The organism is Micromonospora sp. NPDC048887, from assembly GCF_040649715.1.
Taxonomy (GTDB): domain Bacteria; phylum Actinomycetota; class Actinomycetes; order Mycobacteriales; family Micromonosporaceae; genus Micromonospora.
Genome location: NZ_JBEZGA010000002.1, coordinates 355,122 through 382,070, shown reverse-complemented (window position 1 = coordinate 382,070; position 26,949 = coordinate 355,122). Strand labels below are relative to the sequence as shown.

The following is a 26,949-nucleotide window of genomic DNA, read 5'->3' as shown; positions in this document are numbered from 1 at the left end:
CCGTGGATCGGTCCATGAGGTGGACAGCCGGACGTGCACGGCAAACTCCCTGTCGAAAGGACTTCCTGCTAGGGGAGACTAGACCCGGCCGAACAGCCGTGACGTCCCGCCGACCCGTCGGGTACCCGACTGCGCGGCCGCGCGGGACACTGGGGACCTCACGCGTACGGAGCCGGACATCGACCTCACCTGTGGACACTGCGCCCGGACCGCCGGGCCGGACGACCGCTTCTGCGGCGGGTGCGGGCGCCCGCTCGCGGCGGCCTGCCCGGGCTGTGGGCACGCCAACGACACCGGCGCCAACTTCTGCACCAACTGCGGGCAGCCGCTGCGCGACCACACCGTCGCGGTGCAGGAGGACCGCCGTCAGGTCAGCGTGCTCTTCATCGACATCGTCGACTTCACCACGTACGCCGAGCGGGCCGACCCGGAGCAGGCCCGCGGCCTGCAACAGGCCTACTTCTCCACCGTGCGCCGGCTGGTGCACCAGTACGGCGGCGTGGTGGAGAAGTACATCGGCGACGCCGTCATGGCGTTGTTCGGCGCGCCGGTGGCCACCGACAACGACGCGCTACGTTGCGTCCGCGCCGGGCTGGAGCTGCAACGCAGCCTGGCCAAGCAGCCGGCCGGACCGCATCCGCCACTCGGGTTCCGCGTCGGCATCGCCACCGGCGAGGCCCTGGTCGACCTGGCCGCGGCCCGCGACGGCGGCCAGGCGTTCGTCACCGGCGACGTGGTGAACACCGCCAGCCGGTTGCAGGGGCTGGCCCCGGTCGGCGGCGTGGTGGTCGACGAGAGCACCTGGGCGGCCACCCGGCGCGAGATGGAGTACGACGACCAGCCGCCGGTGACGTTGCGCGGCCGGTCCACGGTGAGCCGGATCTGGCTGGCCGTGCGGGCCCGGCCCCGGCGCGACGGGCAGACCGCCGAGCTGACCCCGATGGTCGACCGCGACCACGAGCGCGGCCTGCTGGTCAGCGCGTTGCACCGCACGCTGACCGAGCGCACCTCGCAGCTGCTCACCGTCTTCGGCCCGGCCGGGGTGGGCAAGAGCCGGCTGCTGCGCGAGCTGGCCCGGCACGCCGCCAGCCTGCCCGGCACGCACGTCACCTGGCTGACCGGCCAGTGCCCGCCGTTCGGCGAGAACGTCACCTACGCGGCGCTGGCCGACATCGTCCGGGGCTGGGCCGGGCTGACCGGCGTCGACGACCCGGCCACCGTCCGGGAACGGCTGCGCGAGCGGCTGGGCCGCCTCGCCGACCCGCACGCGGTACGGCTGGCCGAGGCGCTGGGCCCGCTCGTCGGCGTCTCCGGCGAACGGCTCACCTCGGCCGAGACCGAGGCGGCGTGGCGGCGTTTCCTGCTCACGCTGGCCACGACCGGCCCCACAGTGCTCGTCTTCGAGGACATGCACTGGGCCGACGAGGCGATGCTGTCCTTCGTCGAGCAGCTCGGCGCGGCGGCCCGCAACGTGCCGCTGCTCGTCGTCGCGACCGCCCGCCCGGAGCTGCGCGAGCGGCACCCCGCCTGGACCGGCACGATCAGCGGGGCGATGTCCATCTCGGTGCCGCCGATGCACGACGGGGACATCGACACGCTCTACTCGCTGCTGCTCGGCCAGGCCACGCTGCCGCAGGACGCACGGGCACCGCTGATCGAGTTCGCCGACGGCAACCCGCTCTACGCCCAGGAGTACGCGCGGATGCTGCTCGACGGCGGCCTGGCGGAGCGGACGGCCCCGCTCACGCTCGTCGACCCGTCCGGGGGCGCCGGGATGCCGCGTACCGTGCAGGCGGTCATCGCCAACCGGCTGGACCTGCTCGACCCGGCCGACCGCGCGGTGCTCCAGGCCGCCTCGGTGGTCGGCGTGCAGTTCTGGGCGGCGCCGGTGGCGCTGGCGCTCGGCCGCCCGGTGGAGTGGGTCGAGCGCGCGTTGCATCGCCTCCAGCGCCGTGACCTCGTCTACGAGCTGCCCGTCTCGACGATGCCCGACCAGGCGGAGTACCGGTTCCGGCACGTGCTGGTCCGGGACGTCTGCTATCAGCGGCTGCCCCGGGCCGAGCGGGTCGGCCGGCACCAGCGCACCGCCGACTGGCTGGAGCAGCTCGCCGACGGCCGGCAGCACGACCGGGCCGAGGTGCTGGCCAACCACAGATGGACGGCGCACGAGATCGCCCGCACCGTCGGGCTGGATCAGACCGCGCACGCCGGCGCGACCCGGTCCGCGCTGCACCGGGCCGCGCGCCGGGCGTACGAGCTGCACGCGCTGGAGACCGCGGCGACGCTGGTGGACCGCGCGCTGAGCGTGGAGTGCGGTCCGGACCCGGCACTGGAGCTGTTCCGGGCCGAGCTGGCGTTCTACCGGGACCGGGACGGCTTCCTCGACGGCGGCGGGACGGCGCTGCTCACCGACCTGGCCGGCCGGCTGGCCGACACCGGTGACCGGCAGGGCGCGGCGAAGGCGTGGCGGCTGCTGGCCACGGCGGCCTTCGCCCGGGCCGACCGCTCGGAGCTGATGCGCTGCCTGGACCGGGCCATCAGGCTGCACGCCACGCTGCCGGACAGCGAGGACAAGGTGGGCGTGCTGCTGGAGCTGGCCCGGGCGCACATGCTCGACGCGGAGACCGAGCCGGCGTGCATCGCCGCCCGCACCGCGGCCGAACTGGCCGAGCGGCTGGGGATGCGGGAGGCCCGGGCGAACGCGCGCATCACGCTCGCCGTGGTCCGTTACCAGGCCGGCGCCGAGGAGGCGTACGCCGAGCTGGCCGAGGTGACCGAGGAGTGCCGGGTGGAGCGGCTGACCGGCCGTAGCCGCGCGGTGCAGAACCTGGCCTGGGTGCTGCAGGAGGAGGGCGACCTGGCCGGCTCGGCCCGGCTTGTCGACGAGCAGCGGTCACTGGACCTCGCCGGCGAGCACGCCCTGACGGTGAACTTCAGCGACCAGTGGGCCCGGTCGTACTACAGCGGGGACTGGACGGCGGCGCTGCGGATGGCCGAGGGGTCGACGCGGCGCCCGACCGACGAGTGGGACATGCACATCGTGGCCGTGTCCGGCTGGATCCGGGCGCTCAGCGACGACCCGGCCGGTCCGGGCACCGGCGAGGACCTGGTGGACCAGGCGCTCGTCGCGGCCCGGCGCAGCGGCTTCCAGCGGGTGCTGCGCTCCACGCTGGCGCACGCCGCGCTCTGCCGCGCGGTGCAGGGCCGCCGGGAGGAGGCGATGGCGCTGCTGACCGAGCTGGACGAGGACTGGCGGCAGACCCGGATGATCCCGTTCGCCGAGTGGGTGCCGGCGATCGGCCACGTCGCCGCGCTGCTCGGCGGCGACGCCGCGGTGCTGGTGCGCGACCTGCTGGCGAGGTCGCCGCGCACCACCCGCTGGGCGCGCTCGGCCGGGCGGTCGGCCGAGGCGGCCCTGGCCCGGGACGACGGCGACGCCGCGCGGGCGGGCCGGCTGCTCACCACAGCGGCCGAGGGGTACGCGGAGATGACCGACGTGACCGACCAGATGATCGCGTCCGCGCTGGCTGTCGTGCCGCTGACCGAGGCGGATCCGCCGGCCGGCGCGGCGACGCTGGACCGGGTACGCGCGTTCGCCGGCCGGCACGCCGCAGCGGGCCTGCTGCGGATCGCCGGGGCGACCTGAGCCGGGGCGGCCTGCGGATCCGGCCGGGACCGGTGAGCGGGCCCTTGAGTCCCCTTACCGGGGAAGTATTCGGCTTTGGCGATGAATGTGACTTTTCGCTTGACGATCAGCGGAGTGAGGAGGGCATCCGAGGAAAAGAGGTGGCTGCTGGCCAGTACAGCACCGGCCTCCGTCCCGTGTCGGTGGCGGCGGACGGGTCGCCGCACGGCCCCGGAGCGCCGTCGGTGCCGGCGGGACACCGGGAAGAGAGCACGAACGACGAGCGGCACGCCACAACGCACTCCCGGAACCGGGTGCCGACGTGTCACGATTCAGGGCACGGGCAGGGATCGGCGAAGGGGGTGTCCGTTGTCAGGGGGCGGGCCCCGTCGGGGACGACGGGACAACGGGCTCGACGCGGCCGAGTACGCGGTCGCGGGCGACGTCGATCCACGCGTCGGCGAGCACCTGCTCGACGTGCTCGCCGCCGGTGGCATCGCGGCCTACCTCCAGCCCTCGGCCGACCTGAATCCGGTGACCCGCACCACCACCGTCCCGGCCCGCCCGGTCGACCGGCTCTACGTCGACAGGTCGCACCTGACCACCGCCCGCGACTACCTCACCCAGCTCGCCGACGAGGGCGGGGGTGACGCGCCGCGCGCCGACGAGCCGGACATCGAGGCCGAGTGGGCGAAGATCGTCGCCGGTTTCCACACCGCGCCGAGCGCCGGCAGCCACCCCTGGCCCGCCGCGGAGGACGTGGACGACCCGCCCGCGCCGGGCACCGTCGCCGGTGGCCGGGCCGAGGAGCCCGCCGGCCCGACCGCCACCGACGTACGCCGGCTGCCGTACGCGGCCGACGTCTCCGGCGTCTCGCTCAGCCGGGACCGGCACGACGAGCCCTCGCTGCTCGACGGCCTGGACACGTTCGGCGCGAACCTGCCCGACGAGGCGTCGGACGAGGAGCACTACACCCCGCCCCCGCCGCCCCCGCTGCCCCGCTTCTCCAAGTACGCGGTGCTCGGCGTGGCCTGCATCGTGCTCGGCTTCCTGCTGTTCCTCTCCCCCACCGTGGTGTCGCTGGTCGACCCGCAGGTGGTGACGCTGCTCGGCTTCACCGGCATCCTGGCCGGTTTCGTGATGCTGATCTGGCGGCTGCGTCCGGGCGACCGGGACGACCACGACCCGGACGACGGCGCGGTCGTCTGACAGCCGCGTCACCGGGCGCTGCCCGGATGCCGGGACGCCGGGGGCCCTGGGCCGGGGCGTAACAAGCGTGTAACTTACAGTCAGTAGGAATAGGCTGAACGTCACGTCCCGCACCGGCTGTCCGGCTTGCGTCTCCTTCCGGGTCGCCGGTCCCCTGCTGAGCGGATTGCCCGAGATGCGACAGAGCCCCCTCGTGGTGGTGGCCAACCGCCTCCCCATCGACGACAGCGTGGCGCCCGACGGCGCCTTCGAGTGGCGCCGCAGCCCCGGCGGCCTGGTGAGTGCCCTGCACCCGCTGCTGCGGCACACGCCCGCGACCTGGGTGGGCTGGGCCGGCGGCACCGGCCCCGCACCCGAACTGCCGGACGTGGACGGCGTCCGGATGCACACGGTGCCGCTGAGCGCCGAGGACTTCCGCGACCACTACGAGGGCTTCGCCAACGCCACCCTCTGGCCGCTCTACCACGACGCCGTCGAACAGCCGGAGTACCACCGCCGCTGGTGGGAGGCGTACCAGCGGGTCAACCAGCGCTTCGCCGAGGCGGCGGCCCGGGTGGCCGAGCCGGGCGGTCTGGTCTGGGTGCAGGACTACCACCTCCAACTGGTGCCCGGCCTGCTCCGCGAGCTGCGCCCCGACCTGCGGATCGGATTCTTCCTGCACGTGCCGTTCCCGCCGCCGGAACTGTTCATGCAGTTGCCCCGCCGGGCCGAGTTGCTCCGCGGCATGCTCGGCGCCGACCTGGTCGGCTTCCAGCGGGCCCAGGCCGCGCACAACTTCGCCCAGCTCGCCACCAAGGTGCTCGGCCTGCCCGCCACCGACCGGCGGATCGGCGTGGACGGCCGGGTGGTGCGCGTGGGCGCCTTCCCGGTCGCCATCGACACCGCCGAGATGTCCGCGCTCGCGTCACGTCCCGAGGTCGCCGAGCGGGCCCGCCGGCTCCGGCAGGACCTCGGCCAGCCGGAGCAGGTGATCCTCAGCGTCGACCGGATGGACTACACGAAGGGCATCGAGCAGCGCCTCAAGGCGTACCGCGAGCTGCTCGCCAACGGCGACATCAAGGTGCGCGACACGGTGCTGGTCCAGGTGGCGGTGCCCAGCCGCGACCGGGTGGCGCAGTACCAGATCCTGCGCGACCGGGTGGAGCACCAGGTCGGCCGGATCAACGGCGAGTTCGGCCGGGTCGGCGAGCCGGCGATCCACTACCTCACCCAGCCGTTCGACCGTGCCGAGCTGGTGGCGCTCTACCGGGTCGCGGACGTGATGGCGGTGACGCCGCTGCGCGACGGCATGAACCTGGTCGCGAAGGAGTACGTGGCGGCCCGGGTCGACGGCACCGGCGCGCTGCTGCTGAGCGAGTTCGCCGGCGCCGCCGCCGAGCTGGAGCAGGCGTACCTGGTCAACCCGCACGACCTCGACGGCCTCAAGCAGGGGTTGCTGGCCGCGTTGCGCGCCGGTCCGGAGGACGTGACGGCCCGGATGCGCGCGATGCGCGAACACCTGGCCCACAACGACATCCACGCCTGGGCGGCGTCCTACCTCAGCGCGCTGGAGGAGAGCGGAACGCTCGTCGGCCGCCGCCCCGCCACCAGGTGACCGGCGCCCGGCGCTCACCCGCTGGTGGGCGCCGGGTCCTTCTCCAGCCAGTCCAGGATGGCGTCGATCGGCTCCCGCCAGCGGGCGTCGAGCATCATGTCGTGGCCCATGCCGGGGAACAGCAGCGGCGCCGAGGCGTACCGCCGGGCCGCCTTGGTCAGCGCCGTCGCCGGCAGCACCCGGTCGTCCGGGCTGCCGAGCACCAGCACCGGTGGCCGGCCCACCGCGGGCTCCGGTGACCGGCCGGTCAGCAGCTGCCACTGCGCCCGCCGCCCGGCGCGGCCCAGCCGGGCCAGGTGCCGCCGCGCGTCGGCGTCCGGCAGCTCCGGGCTGAACAACTGCCGCCGGTTGAGCCGCAGCCCGCCGCCGAACACCGCCGGCACCGTGCCGACCGGGTTGCGCCGCAACGCCGTACCGAACGTCGCCCAGCCGCCGAGCACCGGCGCCACCAGCACCGCGGCCCGCGCCGGGTAGCGGGCCAGCGCGTGCGCCACGACCCGGGCGCCGGCGCCGTGCCCCACCAGCACCGCCTGCCGCGGCAGGCTCGCCGCCACCTGCGTCACATCATGGGTGTACGAGCGCAGCGTCGCCTCCGGCGCCGGCTCGCTGCCGCCGTGCCCGCGCAGGCTCAGCGCGTACGCCGGGAAGCCGCGACCGGCGGCATGCCCCAGCCAGTGCTCGGCGAACGCCCACGCGCCGTGCCCGAACCCGGGCACGAACAGCAGCGGCGGCTTCGCCTCCTCCCGGTCCGGTACGGCGGCGAGCACCTCGCGGCGGGCGGGCCGCTCCGGGCGGGCCCACTCCCACGACCGGACCACCCGCACCCGCTCGGTCGTCATTTGGAGCCCTCCAGCTCGTGCAGCGCCCGCTGGAGCGCGCGCAGGTAGTCGGCGTGCCCGACCTCGAACCAGTGCCGGGTGCTGTCCTTGACCTTCGCCGAGTACCGCTCACCGAGGCCGGCCCGGACCCTGCCGTCGAACGCGGCGGCCCGCTCCGGCCGGGTGGCGCGCAGCGTGAGCAGCCGGGCGAACAGCACGCTCTGCCAGTGCGAGATCGCGAAGATGCCGGAGTCCGGCTGCACCAGGCCGACCACGGCGAGCGTGGGATGACCGGCGGTGAACGCGTTGAGCCACAGCCGGGGCCGCCCGGAGCCGTCCTCGTCGCCGAGCACCCGGCCCTTGAGGAACTCGAAGCGCGGCAGGTAGCCGGTGGCGAAGACGACAAGCTCCGGGTCGATGCGCCGGCCGTCGGTCAGCTCCACCGCGCGGTCGTCGAACCGGGCCACGTCCGGCACCGGGGTGACCTCGCCGTGGCCGACGTAGTAGACGAGCTGGCTGTTGGCGATCGGGTGCGTCTCGTAGACCCGGTGGTCCGGCTTGGGCATGCCGAACCGGGTCAGGTCGCCGACGGTCAGCCGCAGCGTCCAGTGGTAGAGCCACTGCCGCACCCGCAGCGGCACCCGCAACGCCAGCAGCGTGTCGTTGACCTGGTCGGCGGGGCGGCCGAGGACGTACTTCGGGGCGTACCAGTAGCCACGTCTGGTGGAGTGCCAGCACTGCGACGCCTGCTGGGCGGCCTCCACCGCGATGTCGCAGCCGGTGTTGCCGGCGCCGACCACGAGCACCCGCTTGCCGCGCAACTGAGCCGGGTCCTTGTAGGACGAGGCGTGCATGACCTCGCCGCGGAACTCCTCAAGCCCTTCGTAGCGAGGCAGCTTCGGCGACCAGTTGTGGCCGTTGGCGAGCACCACGGCGGCGTACCGGGAGGTGCGCTCGGGGCCGTAGCCGCCGGTGCTGCGCGTGGTCACGTCCCAGCGGTCCCCCTCGACCGGCTCGACGCGGACCACCTCGGTGCCGAACCAGATGTGCTGGCGCAGGTCGAAGTGGTCGGCGTACCGCTCGAAATAGGACAGCAGCTGACTGTGGTGCGGGTAGTCCGGCCAGTCGTCGGGCATCGGGAAGTCGGGGAACTGGGTGAACGGCCGGGACGAGATCAGGTGCGTGCTGGCGTACACCGGACTGCGGTCGTGCCGCCAGTTCCAGGCGCCGCCGACACCCGTCTCCCGCTCGTAGCAGTCCACGCCGAAGCCGGCCTCGCGCAGGTTCTTGACGGCGGTCAGACCGCTGGCGCCGGCGCCGATGACGCAGACCGTTTCGCCCCGGTCGGAGACCGGGCGCTCGTCACGGCTCGGTGCGACCGTCCGGTCCGGATCGGGACGGCCGGGGTCGGGGTCGGTGGAGGAGGACACCGCGAAATCCTGCCGAGAATGCCCGCCGTTGTCCAGCCACCGATTCGGCACCGCCCGCCCGCCCGGTGCCGTTGACAGAGCGTCACCGCAGAGCCGGTGACCGAGCGTGAGTGGACCGGCCGCGCCGAAGGCGTACACTCGTCGGCCCTTTGCTCTGCCGCCACTGACGCAGCACCGTCTTTAGCTGCGCTGATGCCTCGCGGCCGTCTGGCCGGACGCGACCCGTCGGTCACGGCGGGTAGCTGGCGCGTATGTGGCGGCAGAGCAAAGGCGGCGAAGCGGTACGCCTTCCGGCAGCCGATCACATGACTGTGCGTAACGGCAGTCGCCCCGGCTGGGACGCGCTCGGCGGTCCGCGCCGGTCAGGCGGTGGGCAGCAGCAGGTCGACCAGGACCGGGAAGTGGTCGCTGGCGCGGCGGGTCAGCGGTGTGTCCACCACGTCGTAATCCACGACGGTGATCCGGGGGTCGACGAACAGCGCGTCGATGCGGCGGCGCGGGTCGGCGCAGGAGAACGTGTGCCGGTCGGCCCGGTCGGCGGCGAGCGCCGTGTCGGTCAGCCCTTCGGCGAGGGTCTGCCAGGCCGGGCCGTCCGGGCCCTCGTTGAGGTCCGCGCCGGCCACCACGGGCAGCGTGGACGCGGCCAGCTCCCGCTTGAACGCCGCCGCCTGGGCGGGCCGTTCGGCCGGGTCGGTGGACAGGTGCGAGCCGGCCAGCAGCACCTCGACGCCGCCGACGCGGCACTGCGCGTACGCGGCGCCGCGCATGTGCCGCCCGGGCGTCAGCGGGTACTGCTGGCACCTGGTGTCGGTGACCCGCACCCGCAGGCTGGTCAGCAGCACGTTGCCCAGCGACGGCAGGCCACCGGTGGCCACCACCATGCCGAACGACTCGGCCAACGCGGCGCACTTCTGCCGCCACCGGAACCGGCGCGGTCCCTCCTGGACGATCACCACGTCCGGCGCCGCCGTCCGGACCACCTCGGCCAGGGCGGCGGTGTCGTCGCGCTGGCTGTGGATGTTGTACGACACCACCCGCAGCGGCACACCCGCGTCAGTCATGTCAGATCCGCCGGGCCAGGTCGGCGGCGCCGATGACGCCTGCGGTGTTGCCCAGCTCGGCCGGGCGCACCTCGGCGACGGGCAGGCGGCTGCGCTGGGCCAGTGCGTCGGCGAACGACCGCCGGGTCGGGCCGAGCAGCAGGTCACCGGCGTCGATCACGCCGCCGCCCACCACCAGCACCTGCGGGTCGAGGATCTGCGCCATGTCGGCGAGGCTGGTGCCGAGCCAGCGGCCGACCTGGGCGAACGCCTCGGTGGAGACCGGGTCGCCGCCCTTGGCCGCGGCGGTCACCATCGGGCCGGTGATCGTCTCGGCCTCGCCTCCGGCCAGCTCCAGCAACGCGGTGGCCCGGTGCGGCTCCTGCCGGGCGGCGGCGCGTGCGAAGCGGACCAGGGCGCTGCCGCTGGCGTACTGCTCGATGCAGCCCAGCCGGCCGCAGCCGCACTGGTGGCCGTCCGGCACGGTGAGCATGTGGCCCAGTTCGGCGGCGATGCCGTTGGCGCCGCGGACCAGGTCACCGCCGAGCACGATGCCGCCGCCCACGCCGGTGCCGATGGTGAACATGACCATCGAGTCGTCGGCGTCGCGGGCCGCGCCGTAGCGGAACTCCGCCCAGGCGGCCACGTTCCCGTCGTTCTCCACGATCACCGGCAGGCCGGTGGCGTCGCCGACGTACGTGCGCAGCGGCTCGTCCCGCCAGGCCAGGTTCGGCGCGAACAGCACTGTGGAGCGGGAGGCGTCGATCCAGCCGGCGGCGCCGATGCCGACCGCCTCCACGGCGTGACCGGCGGCCAGCTCGGTGACCACCTCGATGATGACGTCGCGGGTCTTCGCCACGTCGTCGGCGGGGGTGTCCCGTCGCGTCTGCACGAGTACCGTGCCGGCGTCGTCCACGACACCGCCGGCCACCTTCGTGCCACCGACGTCGACTCCGATGGTCAGCGTCACCGCTGCCACTCCCCTCTGCTGTGCTGCCCGCGAACCGGCCGAACCGGCCGTACGGTCCCGGGATGTCCGGTGGTCAGGCCCCGTCGCCTGGTGCGTCCGCGCCCACCTCGCCGGACGCCCGCGAGGCGGGCACCACGGGACGGCCGGCCGGTGACCGGCTCGTGTCCGGCTCCGGCGGCCCGGCGGCGTCGGCGTCGGCACCCGAATCGGCCGCGCCCTCCCCCCGGGTGGCGGCGGACCACACGTCCTGCTCGGGTGCCGGCTGAGAATCATGCCCGGTACGGGTCCCCTCGCGCCACACGTGGTCCCCGGATCCGGCCGGAGCGGCAGGGCCGTCGTCGGCCGTTCGCTCCGGCTCGGCCGGGTTGAACGCGCGCAGCAGGCTGGCCACCCCGGCCGCCAGGTCCCCGGCGCCGGTGGCGAGCCGCTCGGTGAATTCCGGACTCGGGTCGCGCAACGCGGCGATACCGCGACAGACAGGACAGACACAGCATTCCGGGGAGCCGGTGGCGAAACCGGCACTGCCGGACGGCTCCGGGGCGGGACCGGCGCCGGGCGGGGTGTGACCGAGGACACCGGAGATGATCCCACCGAGCGGACCCCAGGCGCCGGAGCCGGGTGCGGCGGCGGCCAGCTTCGCACCGGCGAGCAGGGTGGCGACGAGGCGCTCGGCCTCTTCCCGGGCCGAACCCGGATCAGTGGTGCCCATGGTTCGGCTCCTTCAGCGTGACTACCGGGACGACGATCGGTCAGTGCGCCGCACCGGGTGCTTCTACCCGGCGCTTGAGCTGCTTCAACGCCGCGTCCATGATCATTTTCTCGGCCTTGCGGCGGAACATGCCGAGCATCGCCACGGACAGCTCCACCTCGAGCGTGTACGTCACCGTGGTCGTCCCGTCCGGGTTGCCCACCAGGTCGTACGAGCCGCGCTGGGAGCGCTGCATCTTCGACGGGGCGACCAGGTGCCACTCGATCCGGGAGATGTCCTCGGCGTACTCGTAGGCCAGCACGTACTCGTCGGCCATCACGCCCGCGTCGAGGGTGAACCGGACCTGGCTGGCGTAGCCGTCCTCGTACTCCTCGATCACCTCGGCCCGGCGTACCGCCTCGGCCCACTCGGGATAGCTCGGGAAGTCGCAGATGACGGCCGCCACCCGGTCCGGTGACGCGCCGATGATGATCGACTGGGTGGAGGAGTCCGCCATGGGGGGAGGCTACCCGGCCGCGTCCCGGCCGGTCCCGCTCCACCCGCCGGACGGCGTCCCACCAGCCGGGCGGGCAACCTCCCTGGCAGACCCCCCGGGGTGTGCGGGTAGGTTTCGACAGAGCCGACCAGGCCGGCCCCGCCGGTAGAGCACGAGGGAGTGCAGGTGCGCGAGTTCTCCGTCCCGCCGATCGTCACCGTCGGCGACGCGGCCAACCTGACCGACCCGGTCTGGGAAAACGCCGAGGTCGCCCCGGACACCGTGCAGTTCGTCCGCCCCGGCGCGGGGACGGCGGTGCGCGAGGAGGTGACCTGCCGCCAGTTCCGCGACGAGGTGGTGGCGCTGGCGCAGGGCCTGATCGCCGCGGGTGTCTCCCCCGGTGACCGGGTCGGCCTGATGAGCCGCACCCGCTACGAGTGGACGCTGTTCGACTACGCGATCTGGGCGGCCGGCGCGGTGACCGTGCCGATCTACGAGACGTCCAGCGCCGAGCAGGCCGCCTGGATCCTCGGCGACTCCGGCGCCGTCGCCGTGGTGGTGGAGAGCACCGCGCACGCCACCCTGGTCGCCGGTGTCCGGGACCGGCTGCCGGACCTGCGCGAGGTCTGGCAGATCGAGCTGGGCGCGGTCGACGAGCTGGTCGCCTCCGGCGCGTCGGTGGACCCGGCCGAGGTGGCGACCCGCCGCTCGCTGCTCAAGGCCGACGACGTCGCCACGATCATCTACACCAGCGGCACCACCGGCCGGCCCAAGGGCTGCGTGCTGACCCACCGCAACATCTACACCGACATCGCCAACGCGGTGCCGGTGCTGCCGAACCTGTTCCGGCAGGGCGCCTCGACGCTGCTGTTCCTGCCGCTCGCGCACGCCTTCGCCCGGCTCATCCAGGTCGGCGTGGTGCACGCCCGCGCCACCATGGCGCACTGCGCGGACACCAAGAACCTGGTCGCCGAGCTCCAGGACTTCAAGCCGACGTTCGTGCTCTCCGTACCCCGGGTCTTCGAGAAGGTCTACAACGGCGCGCGGCAGAAGGCCGAGGCCGAGGGGAAGGGCAAGATCTTCGACCGGGCGGAGAAGGTCGCCATCGCGTGGAGCGAGGCGCAGGAGCTGCCCGGCGGCCCCGGCCTGGGCCTGCGCGCGCAGCACGCCCTCTTCGACAAGCTGGTCTACCGCAAGCTGCGGGCGGCGATGGGCGGCCGGTGCCGCGACGCCATCTCCGGCGGCGCGCCGCTCGGCGCGCGGCTCGGCCACTTCTTCCGCGGCGTCGGGGTGACCATCTGCGAGGGGTACGGGCTCACCGAGACCTCGCCGGCCGCCGCCGCCAACCTGCCCACCGGCACCCGGATCGGCACCGTCGGCCGGCCGCTGCCCGGCGTCACCATCCGGATCGACGACGACGGCGAGGTCCTGATCGCCGGCGACATCGTCTTCCAGGGCTACTGGCACAACGACGCGGCCACCGCCGAGGCGATCACCACCGACGGCTGGTTCCGCACCGGCGACCTCGGGCATCTCGACGACGACGGCTACCTGAGCATCACCGGCCGCAAGAAGGAGATCATCGTGACCGCCGGCGGCAAGAACGTCGCCCCGGCGGTGCTGGAGGACCAGGTACGGGCGCACCCGCTGATCAGCCAGTGCGTGGTGGTCGGCGACCGGCAGCCGTTCATCGCCGCCCTGGTCACCATCGACGAGGAGGCGCTGCCGAAGTGGCTGGCCGGGCATGGGCTCCCGGAGACCACCAGCATCGCCGAGCTGCGCGAGGACGCGGCGCTTCGCGCCGAGGTGCAGTCCGCGATCGACCAGGCCAACCAGGCGGTCTCCAAGGCCGAGGCGATCAAGGTGTTCCGGATCCTGCCGCAGGACTTCACCGAGACCACCGGTGAGCTGACCCCGTCGTTGAAGGTCAAGCGTCAGGTCGTGCACAAGACGTACGCCTCGGAGATCGCCGAGATCTACCGGGGCTGACTACCATCCGTCACGTGCCCGCCTCCACATCCCGCCAGCCGTCGACGCAGCCCCTCGCGGTAGCGGCTCGCGCGGTCCTCCTCGCGCTGGTCGCCGCCCTGACCCTGTTCGCCACCCGTGACGCCGCCCAGCTCTGGTGGATCGCGCTGCTGGGCGTCGCGGGCCTGCCCGCCGTGCTCGCACCGCAACACCGGCTGCTCGCCCCGTTCAGCCGCTTCGCCGAGGTGGTGGTGCTCGGGCTGGCCGCCAGCCAGGTCGCCGCCGACACCCACCTCACCGGCGTGACCGGCGGGCTGGGCGCCTCGGCGGTGCTGCCGTACCTCGCCGTGCCGGTCACCGTAACCGCGCTGAGCCGCCGGTTCCGCGAGGGCGCCGCGCTGCTCGTGGTCGCGGCGGCGACGCTGCTTGCCAGTGCCGCGTTCACCAAGGTCGACGGCGGGCCGCAGCTCGGCCAGGTCGGCTACCTCACGGTCTGCGCCCAGTGGCTGATCCTGGCCGGGCTCGGCCTCTACACCGCGGGCACGCTCCAGCGCGTCATGCGGGTGCGCGGCGAGGGCAAACCCCAGCCGTACGCCGAGGCGACCCGACTGCTCACCCAGCTCCGTACGGTGGCCCGGCAGTTGCCCGGCGCGACCCTGGACCCGGGTGGCATCTCCGAGCACCTGCTGGAGGAGCTGCGGGTGGTGGCCAAGACCGACCGGGGCGCGGTGCTGTCCGCCAGCGGCGGCGGCCGGCTCGTGGTGCTCGCGCAGATCGGCGCGGACCGGGTGGACTGGGAGACCACGCTCGACGCCGACTCGGCCATCGCCGACGCCTGGGCCAGCCAGCAGCCGACCGTCTCGTCGCGCTCGCAGGCCCGGTCGCGGCGCTCCGGCGAGGTGTCCGCGCTGATCGTCCCGCTGGTGGCGGGCGTACGCACTGTCGGCCTGGTGGTGATCGAGGCGGACACCGCCGCCGCGTACCCGCCGCCGGTGGTGTCCCGGGTGACGGCGCTGACCGGCCCGGCGGCGCTGCGGCTGGAGGCGGCGCTGCTCTTCGACGAGGTGCGCTCGCTGGCCACGAACGAGGAGCGGCAGCGGCTGGCCCGGGAGATCCACGACGGGGTCGCCCAGGAGCTGGTCATGGTCGGCTACGGCATCGACAACGCGCTGGCCACCGTGCACGAGGACGCGGACGAGACCGCCGACTCGCTGCGTACGCTGCGCCAGGAGGTCACCCGGGTGATCACCGAGCTGCGGCTGAGCCTGTTCGAGCTGCGCAGCGAGGTGGACCGGCACGGCGGCCTGGCCGCCGCCATCGCCGAGTACGCCCGCACCGTCGGCGCCTCCGGTGGCCTGCGGGTGCACCTGTCACTCGACGAGTCCACCGCCCGGCTGCCCGCCGCCACCGAGGCCGAGTTGCTGCGGATCGCGCAGGAGGCGGTGACGAACGCCCGCAAGCACGCCGGCGCCTCGAACCTGTGGGTCACATGCGAGGTGGATCCCCCGTTCGCCCGAATCGAAGTGTCGGATGACGGTCACGGCATCGGTGACCAGCGCCCGGACGGGCACTATGGCCTTGCGATCATGGCGGAGAGGGCGGAACGTATCCGAGGCCGGTTGGAGATCAGGCCGCGGCAGCCGAGTGGGACGACTGTGGCGGTGGTGCTCGGTTCGTCGCCCCGGCGCGATAAGGTGCGCGGCAGCGCCGCAGCAGCAGAAGGGGAGTAACCCGAGGATGACCAGCAGTCCGACACCGGCCACCCGTACCAAGGTTCTCCTGGTCGACGACCACGACCTCATCCGCAAGGGGCTGCGTCACGCGTTCGAGCGCGACCGTCAGTTCGAGGTCGTGGGCGAGGCCGCCACCGCCGCGGAGGGCGTGCGCCAGGCCGGCGCGCTCCAGCCCGACGTGGTGATCATGGATCTGCGCCTGCCCGACGGCAGCGGCCTGGAGGCCACCCGCGCCCTGCGCAAGTCCAGCGCGTCAATGGGCATCGTCGTGCTCACCATGTACGCCGGCGACGACCAGCTCTTCGGCGCCCTGGAGGCGGGTGCGAGCGCGTTCGTGCCGAAGACCGCCCCGGCCGACGAGGTGGTGGCCGCCGCCCGGCACGCCGCCTCCTCCCCCAGCGCGTTCACCGCCGCCGACCTGGCCGAGGCGATGAAGCGCCGGCTGGCGCCGTCCGGCCCGCAGCTGTCCCCCCGCGAGGGCCAGGTGCTGCGCCTGCTCGCCGACGGCATGAGCGTGGCCGGCATCGCCAAGCAGCTGTTCGTCAGCGAGTCGACCGCCAAGACCCACATCTCCAAGCTCTACGAGAAGCTGGGCGCGGCCAACCGGGCGCAGGCGCTGATGACCGCGCTGCGGCTGGGGCTCCTGGAGGCCCCGGACGCCCCGAAGTTCTGACGCACCGCCGCGAGAGGCCCGGTCCGCCACGGACGCGGGCCTCTCGCGGCGTTCACGCCATGCGTGGTCGCGTACGGTGAACGGCCGGACGCGTAGCGACGGCGGTCTTTGCACCGCGACGGCGGAGGGGCAGAATACCCGGGTGGTCCACGCGGCGGCGGGGACCGCGTGTCGCCGACACCCGAGGGGCAGGACATGCAGCGGCCGGACTGGGCACCCGAGACGATCGACATCGAGCGCCCCAGCGTCGCCCGGATGTACGACTACTACCTCGGCGGCTCGCACAACTTCGCGGCCGACCGGGCGGCCGCCCGCGCGATGGTGGAGGCGGTGCCGGAGGCGCCGCTGATGGCCCAGGCCAACCGCGCGTTCCTGCGCCGGGCGGTGCAATACCTGGCCCAGGCCGGCGTCCGCCAGTTCCTGGACATCGGCTCGGGCATCCCGACCGTCGGCAACGTGCACGAGATCGCCCAGCGGATCGATCCGGAGTCGCGCGTGGTCTACGTCGACGTGGATCCGGTGGCGGTGGCGCACAGCCAGGAGATCCTGGCCGGCAACGGGAACGCCACCGTGCTCCAGGAGGATCTGCGCAGGCCGGAGGCGATCCTGGCGCACCCGGAGGTCACCCGGCTGCTGGACTTCACCGAGCCGGTCGCCGTGATGATCGTGGCGGTGCTGCACTTCATCCCGGACGCCGACCGCCCCGAGGAGATCCTGCGGAAGCTGCGCTCGGCGCTGGCGCCCGGCAGTCACCTGGTGCTCTCCCAGGCGAGCGAGGACGGCCGTGCCGGCACCGGCGAGCGGGCCGAGGCGGAACGGGTCTATCGGCGCACCGACAGCCGGCTCTGGATCCGCAGCCGGGCCGAGCTGACCGCGCTGTTCGACGGCTTCGAGCTGGTCGACCCGGGCGTGGTGTGGGTGCCGCAGTGGCGGCCGGACTCCCCCGACCAGGCGGAGAACGCCGAGCGGGCCGTCTTCATGGGCGGGGTGGGGCGGCTCGGTGCGTGACGACGCGGCCCCCTGCCGCCCGGGCGTCTTCGCCCGGGCCTGGGCCAAGGCGGTCTCCGGCACCAGCTACCTGCCGATGACCCAGTCGCAGCTCGAGGAGATGCTGCAACGGCTCACCGAGCGGCTGGCCGAGGCGCTGCGTGCCGAGCCGTTCGACCTGCGGATCGGCCAGCAGGTCGGCGCGGAGCTGGTGCAGGCGCACATCGCCTCCGCGGAAGGGCTGGGCCGCACCGTCGAGGTGATCCAGCTGCGCCTGGTCCGCGACCTCGACCTGGTCGTCGACGACGTCGAGGACCGGATGGCGCGGCTGCTCGCCACGGTGGCCACCGGGTACGCCCGCGCCCTGCGCGACCGCACGCTCGACGAGCAGGAGTCCATCCGCCGGGCCGCCATGATGGCCCGGGCGCAGGCGGAACGGGCACTGCGCGACAGTGAGGCCCGGTTCCGGCACCAGGCCACCCACGACCCGCTCACCGGCCTGCCGAACCGCACGCTGTTCACCGAACGGCTGACCGACGCGATCACCGCGCCCGGGCGGGGCGCCGACCGGGTCGGTGTCTGCTTCCTCGACCTGGACCGGTTCAAGGTCGTCAACGACTCCCTCGGCCACCAGGTCGGCGACTCGCTGCTGGTGACAGTGGCCCAGCGCCTGCACCGGGCGCTCGGTGAACACCTGGTGGCCCGACTCGGCGGCGACGAGTTCGTGATCCTCGTGGAACGCACCGCCGGCACCGACGACGCGGTGAAGGTCGCCGAGGCGGCGCTGGCGACGGTACGCGAGCCGGCGCTCGTCGAGGGCCACGAGCTGACCGTGTCCGCGAGCATCGGCATCGTGGAGCGGCCGGTCGCGGGCACCTCGCCGATGGATCTGATGCGCGCGGCCGACAGCACGCTGCACTGGGCCAAGGCCGCCGGCGGGGCCCGCTGGTCGTTGTTCGACGCCGACCGCAACCGAAGGGAGCTGGCCCGGTACGCGCTGTCCGCGGCGATTCCCGCCGCGCTGGACCGGGGCGAGTTCTACCTCGACTACCAGCCGCTGACGTCGTTGCGTGACGGGCGGGTGCTCGGCATGGAGGCGCTGGTGCGCTGGCGTCACCCGGAGCTGGGTGTGCTGCGGCCGGACAGCTTCATCCCGCTGGCCGAGGAGACCGGGTTGATCGTCCGGCTCGGCAGCTGGGTGCTGGCCGAGGCGTGCCGCGAGGCGGGCAGCTGGCCGGGCGTGGACGGGGACGCGCCGTTCGTCAGCGTCAACCTCGCCGTCCGGCAGTTGCACCGCAGCGACCTGGTGACCGAGGTACGCGGCGTGCTCGGGCACACCGGCCTGCCGCCGCACCGCCTGCAACTGGAGATCACCGAGAGCACCATGATGAGCACTGTGGTCGAGCCGGTGCGGGCCCTGCGGGTGCTCCGCGACCTCGGTGTCCGGATCGCCATAGACGACTTCGGCACCGGATACTGCAACCTCGCGTACCTGCGGGACCTGCCGGTCGACGAGTTGAAGGTGGCGGGCGAGTTCGTGACCGGCCTGCGCGCGCCGGGCAGCCGCACCGACGAGCGGATCCTCGCCTCGCTCGTCGCGCTGGCCCACGCGCTGGACCTCACCGTCACCGCCGAGGGCGTGGAGACGGCCGACCAGGCCGACCGGCTGCGCGCGATCGGCTGCGACGCCGGTCAGGGCTGGCACTTCGGCCGTCCCGGCGCGGCCGCGCCGCACCTGGGCCGGGTACCCGCCCACGTAGACGCCGCCTCCTGACCCGGCCGGCGCCGCTCCTGACCGGCCGGCCCGCCGCCTGATCCGGCCCGCGCCGCCTGATCCAGCCGGCGCGCGGGATCCGGCCAGCGCGCGGTCAGCCGGCCAGCAGGGCGGCCATCCGCTGCGCCTGCGTCTCCCAGCGCCATTCCCGCTCCACCCAGGCACGGCCGGCGGCGCCGAACTGCCGGGCCAGATCCCGGTCGGCGAGCAGCGTGGCCACCCGGTCGGCGAGCTGCGCCACGTCCCGGCCACCGACGACGTACCCGGTCTCCCCCTCGCGGACCGCGTCCGGGGCGCCACCGGAGTCGCCGGCCACCACCGGCAGTCCGGTAGCGCTCGCCTCCAGGTAGACGATCCCGAGACCCTCCACGTCCAGGCCCCGGTTGCGGGTGCGGCACGGCATCGCGTAGACGTCTCCGGCCGCGTAGTGGGCGGGCAGCTCGGCCGAGGGCACCGACCCGGTGAAGACCACGTCGCGTTCCAGCCCGGTCTGCCGGGCCAGCTTCTCCAGCGTCGAGCGGTACGGTCCGCCGCCGACCACGAGCAGCGCGGCGTCGGGCACCCGGCGGCGGATCGCCGGCAGCGCGCGGATCAGCATGTCCTGGCCCTTGCGGGGCACCAGCCGTGACACGCACACCACCACCGGGCGGTCGGCCAGCCCGAGCCGCGATCGGACCTGCCGGCCGTCGACGTCCGGGTGGTAGGTGTCCACGTCCACGCCGGGTGCGAGCCGCCGCAGCTCGGTCAGCCCGTCCAGCACGCGGGCCAGCCGCTCCCGGGTGTACTCGCCGAGGTAGGTGGTCACGTCCACGCCCCGGCCGATCCGGCGCAGCGCCGACCGGGCGCCGGGCAGCGCCGCCCAGCCGACCTCGTGCCCGTGGGTCAGCGCCACCGCCCGGCGGATCCCGGCCCGCCGCCGCAGGCCCGCGGCGAGCAGCCCCAGCGGGGCCGCCGCGCCGAACCAGACGGTGTCGCAGTCGTACGCGCGGGCCAGCCGCGCCGCCCGCCGGGCGATCAGCGGGGTGGGCAGCAGCACCCGGGTCCGCTCCCGGACCACCTCGAACGGCTGGTCGGCGTCGAACTTCTCCGCACCGCGCCAGCTCGACGCGTACACCACGACCGAGCCGGGCGGCTGGCGCACCGCCAGGTTGTGGACGAACGACTGGATGCCGCCGGGGCGCGGCGGGAAGTCGTTGGTGATCAGCAAGGTGCGGCTCATCGGCCGTGCTCCCTGGCGTAGGCGCGGGCGGCGGCCATCCGCTCCACGGTGGACGGGTGGGTCGCCGACCAGAGGCGCTCCCAGCGCGGCGGGTCGGGGTCGGCCAGGTTGACCCCGGCCAGCCGCCGCTGCATCGCCTCGAACGTCGCGGGGTCGCCGGTGAGCGCCAGCGCGTGGGCGTCGGCCCGGGACTCGATCCGGCGGGAGACGAGCGCCTGTGCCGGCGTGGCGAGCAGGCCGGCGACCGTGACCAGCGCGATCAGCAGCGGGAACGCCCGGGGCTGGGCGATCGAGTCGACGCCCGCGAGCCGCAGCAGCGGCGTCCAGGACCCGATCAGGTAGAGCGCCACCACCGCGGCGGCGGCACCGAGCGCGCCGAGCAGCGTGCCGGTCCACACGTCCCGGTCCTTGGCGTGCCCCAGCTCGTGGGCGACCACGCTGGTCACCTCCGCCGGCTCGGCCTCGCGCAGCAGCGTGTCGTAGACGACCACCCGGCGCGTCGGGCCGAGCCCGGAGACGTAGGCGTTCACCGCGCTGGTACGCCGGGACGCGTCGGCGACGAGCACGTCGCGCACCGGCACGCCGTCCCGGGCGGCCATCGCGGTCAGCTCGCTGCGCAGCGGGCCCGGCTCCATCGGGGTGAACCGGTTGAACACCGGCTCGACGAGCACCGGCAGCACGAACGACAGCACCACCACGAGGACGGCCGCGCCGGCCGCGCCGAACGCCCACCACCAGCGCGGGGCGAGCCGGACCACGGTGTAGAAGCCGAGCAGGACCAACGCGCCGATCACCGCGCTGACCGCGTACGACTTGAGCAGGTCGACCGCCCAGCCACCCCAGCTCTGGGTGCTCAGCCCGTAGCGAACCAGCACGGTACGGCGCCAGGCCGCGAACGGCAGCGTGAGCAGGTCGGCGAGGAACATGACGGCCAGCCCGCCGAGCACCGCCTGCGCGACCCAGTGCCCGCCGAAGGGCCGGCCGACCAGTTCGACCAGGCGGCCGCCCAGCGGGGTCAGCCCGAGCAGCAGCGCCACCACCAGCCCGACCGCGAGCGCCGACCAGGCCGCCGGACGCAGCGCGCCGTGGAACTCCCGGCCCCGGGCCACCTGCCCGGCCGGAAGGTCCCGCAGCGCCGCGAGCTGGTCGGCCCGGGGCGCCGGCGGCCGGCTCCACGGCACCAGCAGCACCACCGCCACGAGCAGCGCGACCGCCAGGCCGCCCAGGGTCAGCAGCGCCCAGGCACGCGGGGTCACCGAATCACCCCGCCGTGGTACCCCGTCCGCGTCATGCCGCTCCCCTCCCGCCGTGACCGCCCATCATATTGACCGGCGGCGCACCGCCCCGCCTCAGTCCCGACGGGCGTGCGCCGCCGCCGCGACGAAGGCCGCCGCCGCATGGATCACCACGAGTCCCGCGACGGCCCAGACGGGTGTGGGGGCGCCGGCGCAGATGAGGCCCACGGTGACGGGGATTCCCAGCAGCACCAGAAGGATCGCGCCGCCGAGGTAGCCGCTGCGCGGTGGGTCGTACCGGGCGCGGTCCACCGCTGCGGCCGGAACGAGGTCGGCCTTGGCTTCCAGGTATGCGCTTGCCCGCGCAAGCTGTGAAGCCCTGCGGCCGGCCTCGGCGCGTACACGGGCGAATTCATCCCCGTACGCCGCGAGACCGGTGTGCTGAGGATCGACCGCGTACCAGCCGGTGTGCTGGGCGAGGTCGTAGGCGGCACGGATCTGGGCGGCGAGTGTCTGCCATTCCCTGACGCCGGTCCGTGTTCCGAGTTCGGAGAGCCAGTTCAGGACGACGGTGAGATCCGCGTCGCCACGGTTGCCGGCCGGGATCGGGTCGTTGGTGAAGAGCAGGACGAGCCGCCTCAGGTAATCGGTGAGATCGGCCCAGCACTCCGCCGCGTTCCGCCCGTTCTTCTCCGTCGCCGTCGGCAGCTCCTCGTCGAGTTCGGCCAGCAGTGGCTCGGCTTTGAGCAGAGCGAGCCGGCGCTGTTCCAACTGCCTGACGCCAATGGCACGCAGCAGTGTCTCCGCGTCCGCGGCCGCCTCCCTCAGCGCCGCGCGGTCCGGCGACTCACCGCGTTTGGGGAGCAGGTCCTGCCGCCCCGCCGCTTCCAGGTGCAGGTAGGCCAGTCCCCACCTGAGATTCCACTCTTCTTCGTCACCGCCGCAGTACTTGGCCACGGCCACCACGACGGCACGCGACTTGAGCACCTCACCCCGGCAGGCACCTGCCACGCCCTCGACAGAGCGGTAGATCGCCCGGGCGACCTCGTCGAACGACCGGTCGCCCACCAACGCGCGGAGGTCTTCCGCGAGCACTCGCAGGTGCGGATCGAGGCCCGCGCGGTCGAGTGGCTTGCGCGGGCGCCCGCGCTTCCCGCCGTGCTGCACCGCCATCTGCTGACCCATCGAGGCAGGAGGAACGGATGCCCTGTCGGCCTCAGGCTACTCGCGTGAGCAATCGGCCGGCGTTCCGGAGCGCCGGCCGCCGCTCCGTGGAAAATTCCTGACCTGCGCTTTCTGCGCGCTCGCGCAGGCGTGGAAAAAGCTCGGCTCTCAGCCCGTCCGGCTGCGGCTACAACCGAATCACACCCCCCGAGCGGCGGGGCAGAGGACTCTCGAAAGGTAAGGCCATGAGCACGGACCGGACGCTGCACCGCAGCCGCCATCTCGACGTGATCGTCTTCCTGGCCGTTCTGGCCACCGGCATCCTGCTGACTCTCATCGGCACCCCGACCAGCGACCTGGTGACGATCGCCACCGCCCTCTCCGGGCTCTATCACACCTGGAACACCAGGCGGCTCGCCCCGCTTCCGTCGGCGAAGCAGACCCGAGACCGGACGGTGCCGGCTGACCCGAAGGGGCCTCGGCCGGACCCGCGCCGACGGTGACCCGCGGACCCTCGCCTCGGCGTACGCGGCAGCGGGCAGCGGGCGTGTCAGGCGATCCGGCGACGGCCGGGACGGCGGGGTGCCGGCGCCCGTGTCGCGGCGGGCACGGGCGCCGCGACCGGTGCGGGTGGCAGCACCTCGACCTCGAATCCGGCCCGGGCGAACACCTCGATCGCCCGGTGCTCGGCCGGACCCAGGTCGGCCGGGTCGGAGTCGAGCAGTGCGGTCACCAGGCAGCCGGAGCAGCCGGCGCCGCGGTTGCCGCAGGTGTCGCAGTCGATCAGCATCAACGCCTCCTGACGGGTCGCCGGTGGCGGTCGGGGAAGGAGCCACCACCGTCGGTCACCACGACGCTAACGCTCGGGTACGACAGAACCGGACAACGAGGCAGCAGCCGCCGCGAACACGAACCAGTACGCCGAAGTGGCGCGATCGGCACGCACGCGACCCCGCCACCGCACCGAGCTGGAGCCGATCAGGCAGCGGGAGGAGGAGCGGGCTCAGGACCGGGCGAGGCGCCGCAGCAGCGAGTCGGCGCCCAGCGGGTACGCGCCGTGCCGGCGTACCCCGTCGGCGACCTCGCGGTCGGAGGACACCACGACCACCGGCCGCCCGGACGGCTCGGCACGCACCAGGCGGCGGATCAGCTCGTCGGCGGTCTCGCCCTTGCGGGAGAACAGCACCCGCACGCCGCGCGGCGCCGGGGGCAGGCCGTGCATCCGCTCCGCACCGTCGAAGACGACAGTGACCTCGTCCCCGGTCTGCGCGGCGATCCCGCCCAGCCCGGTGATCAGCCGCTTGCGCTGCTGCTCCAGCGACATCTCGCCGAAGCCGCGCTTCGTCACGTTGTAGCCGTCCACCACCAGGTGCGCCCGCGGCAGCGCGAGCAACTGGTCGAGGCGGGCCGGGTCGTCGGTGTCGCGGGCCCGCGTCGACGGCCCGGCCGGTGCGGTGCCCGGCTGCTCGGCGAACGCGTCGGCGACGAAGTCGGCCGGGAGCTTGTCCACCGGGTCGAGCGCCAGCTCCCGGCGCAGCCCCACGGCGGCCTGACCGATGGTCTCCAGCAGCAGCCACAGCCGCGCGTCGTCGACCGAGCGGGCCTCCTTGGCGCTGGCCCGGGCCACCCCGGCGGCGGCCTCCGCCTCGGCCAGCCGGGCCCGGGCGCGGCGCAGCTCGGCGTCCGCGTCGGCGGCGGCGCGGGCCGCCCGCCCCCGCTCGGTGGCGAGCAGCTCGGTGGCCTTGCGCTCGCGGGCCTGGGTCTCCCGCAGGGTACGTGTCAACTGGCGGGCCTCCTCGCGGAGCTGACCCAGCTCCTCCCGGACCCGGGCCAGCTCGTCGCGCAGCTTCTCCGCCTCGACCCGGGCCACGGCCCGGTCGTGCTCAGCGCGGGCGGCCCGCTGCTCGGCCTCGCGGACCAGCTCGGCCACGACCGCGCTGTCGGCCTCGGCGCGTACCGCCTCGCCGCTGGCCTCGATCAGTTCCCGCCAGCCCCGGGGCCGGGCCAGGTAGGCCAGGGCGGCCACCTCGACCGGGTCGGCGGCGGCCGGCGCGGTGCCCTCGACCACCGCAGCGCCCAGGTCACCGGCGTCGGCGAGCACCCGGGCGGTGATCCGCTGCCGGAACAGCGGGTCGGCGGTGAGCTGGGCGGCGATCGCTGGCGCGCCGAGGCGGGCCCGGCGGTTGGGGGCGAACTTCGCGACCCGCCGCAGTGGCACCGGCACCTCGTCGGCGGGCAGGCCGGGCAGCACGGCGGCGGTGAGCGTGACGATCCGCTGCCGGACCGGCTCGGGCAGCACGGGCTCGGGTTCGGCAGCGGGCGGTGTGCCCTCGTCAGCGGGCACGCCGACCACCGGCTCCTCCGCGGAGGAGTGGTCGTCGTACGGCTCGGTGAGGGGCATGAGGCAAGTCTCCCACCCCGAACGGGCCCACCGCCCGGTGAGTGAGCCGATCTCTCATCGTACCCCCGTGGTATCTCCTGGGGCCGCAGTGACAGGAGTGTCGGACCGTGCCGCTAGCGTCCCGCGGGTGACACGAGCGGAGTACGTCCAGGAGTCGCTGGCCGGCCTGGACCCGGCGGGCAGCGGTGTCGACCCGGCGCTGCCGCTCTACGCGACCACCTTCGTCGTGGTCGACCTGGAGACCACCGGGGGCGCGCCCGACGGCGGCGGGATCACCGAGATCGGCGCGGTGAAGGTCCGTGGCGGGGAGGAGCTGGGCGTGCTCGCCACACTCGTCAACCCGGGCGTGCCGATCCCGCCGTTCATCACCGTGCTCACCGGCATCACCCAGGCCATGCTGCTGCCCGCCCCGCCGATCGAGCAGGTGCTGCCGAGTTTCCTGGAGTTCATCAGCGACGCCGTGCTCGTCGCCCACAACGCGCCGTACGACGTGGGTTTCCTCAAGGCGGCCTGCGCGAAGCACGGCTACCGCTGGCCCAACCCCCGGGTGCTGGACACGGCCGCGCTGGCCCGGCGGGTGCTCACCCGCGACGAGGTGCCCAACCGCAAGCTGGGCACGCTCGCCGCCTACTTCCGCACCGCCACCCAGCCCAACCACCGGGCGCTGGACGACGCAAAGGCCACCGTCGACGTGCTGCACGGGCTGATCGGCCGCCTCGGCGGGCACCGGGTCGACACGGTCGGCGAGGCGATCGAGTTCGCCCGCGCGGTCACCCCGACCCAGCGCCGCAAGCGGCACCTCGCCGACGGGCTGCCCAAGGTGCCGGGCGTCTACATCTTCCGGGCCGCCGACGACCGGCCGCTCTACGTCGGCACGTCCGGCGACATCGCCACCCGGGTCCGCAGCTACTTCACCGCCGCCGAGAAGCGGGCCCGGATCTCCGAGATGCTCGCCGCAGCCGAACGGGTGGAGGCGGTCGAGTGCGCCCACTCACTGGAGGCGGAGGTCCGCGAGCTGCGGCTGATCGCGGCGCACGCGCCGCCGTACAACCGCCGGTCGAAGTATCCGGAGCGCCAGGTGTGGCTGAAGCTCACCGACGAGGCGTACCCCCGGTTGTCGATCGTGCGCGACATCGCGCCCACCGACACGGCCTACCTGGGGCCGTTCCGGTCCCGGCAGGCCGCGGAGCTGGCCGCCGCCGGCTTCCACGACGCGGTGCCGCTGCGGCAGTGCACGCACCGGCTCTCCCGGCGCACCACCCTGCCGGCCTGCGCGCTGGCCGAGCTGGGTCGCTGCCCGGCGCCCTGCGAGCACCGGATCACCCCCGAGGAGTACGACGACCGCGCGGCGACCCCGTTCCGCACCGCCACCAGCGACGACCCCGGTGTGGTGGTGGACGCGCTGCTCGCCCGCATCGAGGTGCTGTCGGCCGCCCAGCGCTACGAGGAGGCGGCGGTGGTACGCGGCCGGCTGGTGGCGGTGCTGCGCGCGGCGGTCCGGATGCAGCGGCTGGCCGCGTTGACAGGCATCGCCGAGCTGGCCGCCGCCCGCCCGGCCGCCCGGGGCGGCTGGGAGCTGGCGCTGGTGCGGCACGGCCGGCTCGCCGGGGCCGGGGTGTCCCCGCCCGGTGTCCACCCGCGACCCACGATCACCGCGATCCGGGCCACCGCCGAGACGGTGCTGCCCGGGCACGGTCCGGTGCCGGCCGCGACCGCCGAGGAGACCGAGCGGATCCTGTCCTGGTTGGAGCGACCGGAGACAAGGCTGGTCGAGACGACCGCCGGATGGGCCTCGCCGGTGGCCGGCGCGGGGCGTTTCCGCGACCTGCTGGCGAAGGCGGAGGGTGGCGGATCCGCCAAACTCTCGACCGAACGCTCATGACCAACTGACCGATCGGACTACCTCGCCTCCCTTAGTCTGTTAA

At 74.1% G+C, this 26,949-nt stretch carries 21 protein-coding genes; 10 read left to right on the top strand and 11 right to left on the bottom strand.

All coding sequences use genetic code 11. The annotated features are described in order from the left end of the window. Positions 1-178: 178 nt before the first annotated feature. The 3 genes from AB0C17_RS04940 to AB0C17_RS04930 all read left to right on the top strand — a co-directional run bounded on the left by AB0C17_RS04940 (position 179) and on the right by AB0C17_RS04930 (position 6,428). Entirely contained in the window at positions 179-3,646 is a 3,468-nt protein-coding gene (locus AB0C17_RS04940; RefSeq protein WP_357469736.1) for an adenylate/guanylate cyclase domain-containing protein, read from the top strand. Positions 3,647-3,994: 348 nt separating this feature from the next. Beyond that, positions 3,995-4,834: a DUF308 domain-containing protein gene (locus AB0C17_RS04935; RefSeq protein ID WP_357380669.1), complete on the top strand. Its 840-nt coding sequence runs from the start codon at positions 3,995-3,997 to the stop codon at positions 4,832-4,834. Positions 4,835-5,009: 175 nt separating this feature from the next. Then, positions 5,010-6,428 carry a trehalose-6-phosphate synthase gene (locus AB0C17_RS04930; RefSeq protein ID WP_357380667.1) on the top strand — a complete coding sequence of 473 codons (1,419 nt, stop codon included), beginning with the start codon at positions 5,010-5,012 and terminating at the stop codon, positions 6,426-6,428. 14 nt (positions 6,429-6,442) lie between these two features. Here the strand turns inward: AB0C17_RS04930 and AB0C17_RS04925 are convergent, their stop codons facing one another. The 6 genes from AB0C17_RS04925 to AB0C17_RS04900 form a co-directional block, all read right to left on the bottom strand. Continuing rightward, positions 6,443-7,267 carry an alpha/beta fold hydrolase gene (locus AB0C17_RS04925; protein WP_357476660.1) on the bottom strand — a complete coding sequence of 275 codons (825 nt, stop codon included), beginning with the start codon at positions 7,265-7,267 and terminating at the stop codon, positions 6,443-6,445. Further along, positions 7,264-8,676, bottom strand: a complete 1,413-nt coding sequence (locus AB0C17_RS04920; RefSeq protein WP_357380663.1) for an NAD(P)-binding domain-containing protein — start codon at positions 8,674-8,676, stop codon at positions 7,264-7,266. Before AB0C17_RS04920 ends, AB0C17_RS04925 begins: the two co-directional genes overlap by 4 nt. Before the next feature lie 362 nt (positions 8,677-9,038). Then, positions 9,039-9,737, bottom strand: coding sequence for an endonuclease/exonuclease/phosphatase family protein (locus tag AB0C17_RS04915; RefSeq protein WP_357476658.1), 699 nt, complete (start codon positions 9,735-9,737; stop codon positions 9,039-9,041). Between the two features lies 1 nt (position 9,738). Further along, positions 9,739-10,686 carry an ROK family glucokinase gene (locus AB0C17_RS04910; protein WP_357380658.1) on the bottom strand — a complete coding sequence of 316 codons (948 nt, stop codon included), beginning with the start codon at positions 10,684-10,686 and terminating at the stop codon, positions 9,739-9,741. A gap of 73 nt (positions 10,687-10,759) precedes the next feature. Beyond that, positions 10,760-11,395, bottom strand: a complete 636-nt coding sequence (locus AB0C17_RS04905) for a hypothetical protein (RefSeq protein ID WP_357476654.1) — start codon at positions 11,393-11,395, stop codon at positions 10,760-10,762. 40 nt (positions 11,396-11,435) lie between these two features. Beyond that, positions 11,436-11,891, bottom strand: a complete 456-nt coding sequence (locus AB0C17_RS04900; protein ID WP_357469645.1) for an SRPBCC family protein — start codon at positions 11,889-11,891, stop codon at positions 11,436-11,438. A 165-nt stretch (positions 11,892-12,056) separates the two neighbouring features. On the opposite strand from AB0C17_RS04900, the gene AB0C17_RS04895 reads away from it, so the two are divergent. The 5 genes from AB0C17_RS04895 (at position 12,057) to AB0C17_RS04875 (ending at position 19,005) form a co-directional block, all read left to right on the top strand. Then, positions 12,057-13,859, top strand: coding sequence for an AMP-dependent synthetase/ligase (locus tag AB0C17_RS04895; protein ID WP_357476651.1), 1,803 nt, complete (start codon positions 12,057-12,059; stop codon positions 13,857-13,859). A 14-nt stretch (positions 13,860-13,873) separates the two neighbouring features. Beyond that, entirely contained in the window at positions 13,874-15,568 is a 1,695-nt protein-coding gene (locus AB0C17_RS04890; RefSeq protein ID WP_357476648.1) for a GAF domain-containing sensor histidine kinase, read from the top strand. Between the two features lie 7 nt (positions 15,569-15,575). After that, entirely contained in the window at positions 15,576-16,244 is a 669-nt protein-coding gene (locus tag AB0C17_RS04885; RefSeq protein ID WP_013287678.1) for a response regulator transcription factor, read from the top strand. Between the two features lie 195 nt (positions 16,245-16,439). Then, positions 16,440-17,252, top strand: coding sequence for an SAM-dependent methyltransferase (locus tag AB0C17_RS04880; RefSeq protein ID WP_357476645.1), 813 nt, complete (start codon positions 16,440-16,442; stop codon positions 17,250-17,252). A gap of 76 nt (positions 17,253-17,328) precedes the next feature. Further along, entirely contained in the window at positions 17,329-19,005 is a 1,677-nt protein-coding gene (locus tag AB0C17_RS04875) for a bifunctional diguanylate cyclase/phosphodiesterase (protein WP_357476811.1), read from the top strand. Positions 19,006-19,099: 94 nt separating this feature from the next. Here the strand turns inward: AB0C17_RS04875 and AB0C17_RS04870 are convergent, their stop codons facing one another. From AB0C17_RS04870 to AB0C17_RS04860, 3 genes are all read right to left on the bottom strand, one after another. Beyond that, entirely contained in the window at positions 19,100-20,224 is a 1,125-nt protein-coding gene (locus AB0C17_RS04870) for a glycosyltransferase family 4 protein (RefSeq protein ID WP_357380645.1), read from the bottom strand. Beyond that, positions 20,221-21,480 (bottom strand): M48 family metallopeptidase, encoded by a 1,260-nt coding sequence (locus AB0C17_RS04865; protein ID WP_357380643.1) that lies wholly within the window; start codon positions 21,478-21,480, stop codon positions 20,221-20,223. Before AB0C17_RS04865 ends, AB0C17_RS04870 begins: the two co-directional genes overlap by 4 nt. Positions 21,481-21,573: 93 nt before the next feature. Next, complete coding sequence (locus AB0C17_RS04860; RefSeq protein ID WP_357476642.1) at positions 21,574-22,644, bottom strand: hypothetical protein; 1,071 nt, start codon at positions 22,642-22,644, stop codon at positions 21,574-21,576. 224 nt (positions 22,645-22,868) lie between these two features. On the opposite strand from AB0C17_RS04860, the gene AB0C17_RS04855 reads away from it, so the two are divergent. After that, a complete protein-coding gene (locus tag AB0C17_RS04855; RefSeq protein ID WP_357380639.1) occupies positions 22,869-23,126 on the top strand; it encodes a hypothetical protein in 258 nt (85 codons plus the stop codon). 47 nt (positions 23,127-23,173) lie between these two features. On the opposite strand, the gene AB0C17_RS04850 is transcribed toward AB0C17_RS04855, so the two are convergent. Both AB0C17_RS04850 and AB0C17_RS04845 read right to left on the bottom strand, forming a co-directional pair. After that, the gene (locus tag AB0C17_RS04850; protein ID WP_357380637.1) at positions 23,174-23,413 is read right to left on the bottom strand and encodes a hypothetical protein; all 240 of its coding nucleotides are present in this window, start codon (positions 23,411-23,413) and stop codon (positions 23,174-23,176) included. Positions 23,414-23,626: 213 nt separating this feature from the next. After that, positions 23,627-25,024, bottom strand: a complete 1,398-nt coding sequence (locus tag AB0C17_RS04845; protein ID WP_357380636.1) for an NYN domain-containing protein — start codon at positions 25,022-25,024, stop codon at positions 23,627-23,629. Between the two features lie 127 nt (positions 25,025-25,151). Here AB0C17_RS04845 and AB0C17_RS04840 point away from each other — a divergent pair, with 127 nt between their 5' ends. After that, a complete protein-coding gene (locus tag AB0C17_RS04840) occupies positions 25,152-26,906 on the top strand; it encodes a DEDD exonuclease domain-containing protein (protein ID WP_357380633.1) in 1,755 nt (584 codons plus the stop codon). The last annotated feature ends 43 nt before the right edge of the window (positions 26,907-26,949 follow it).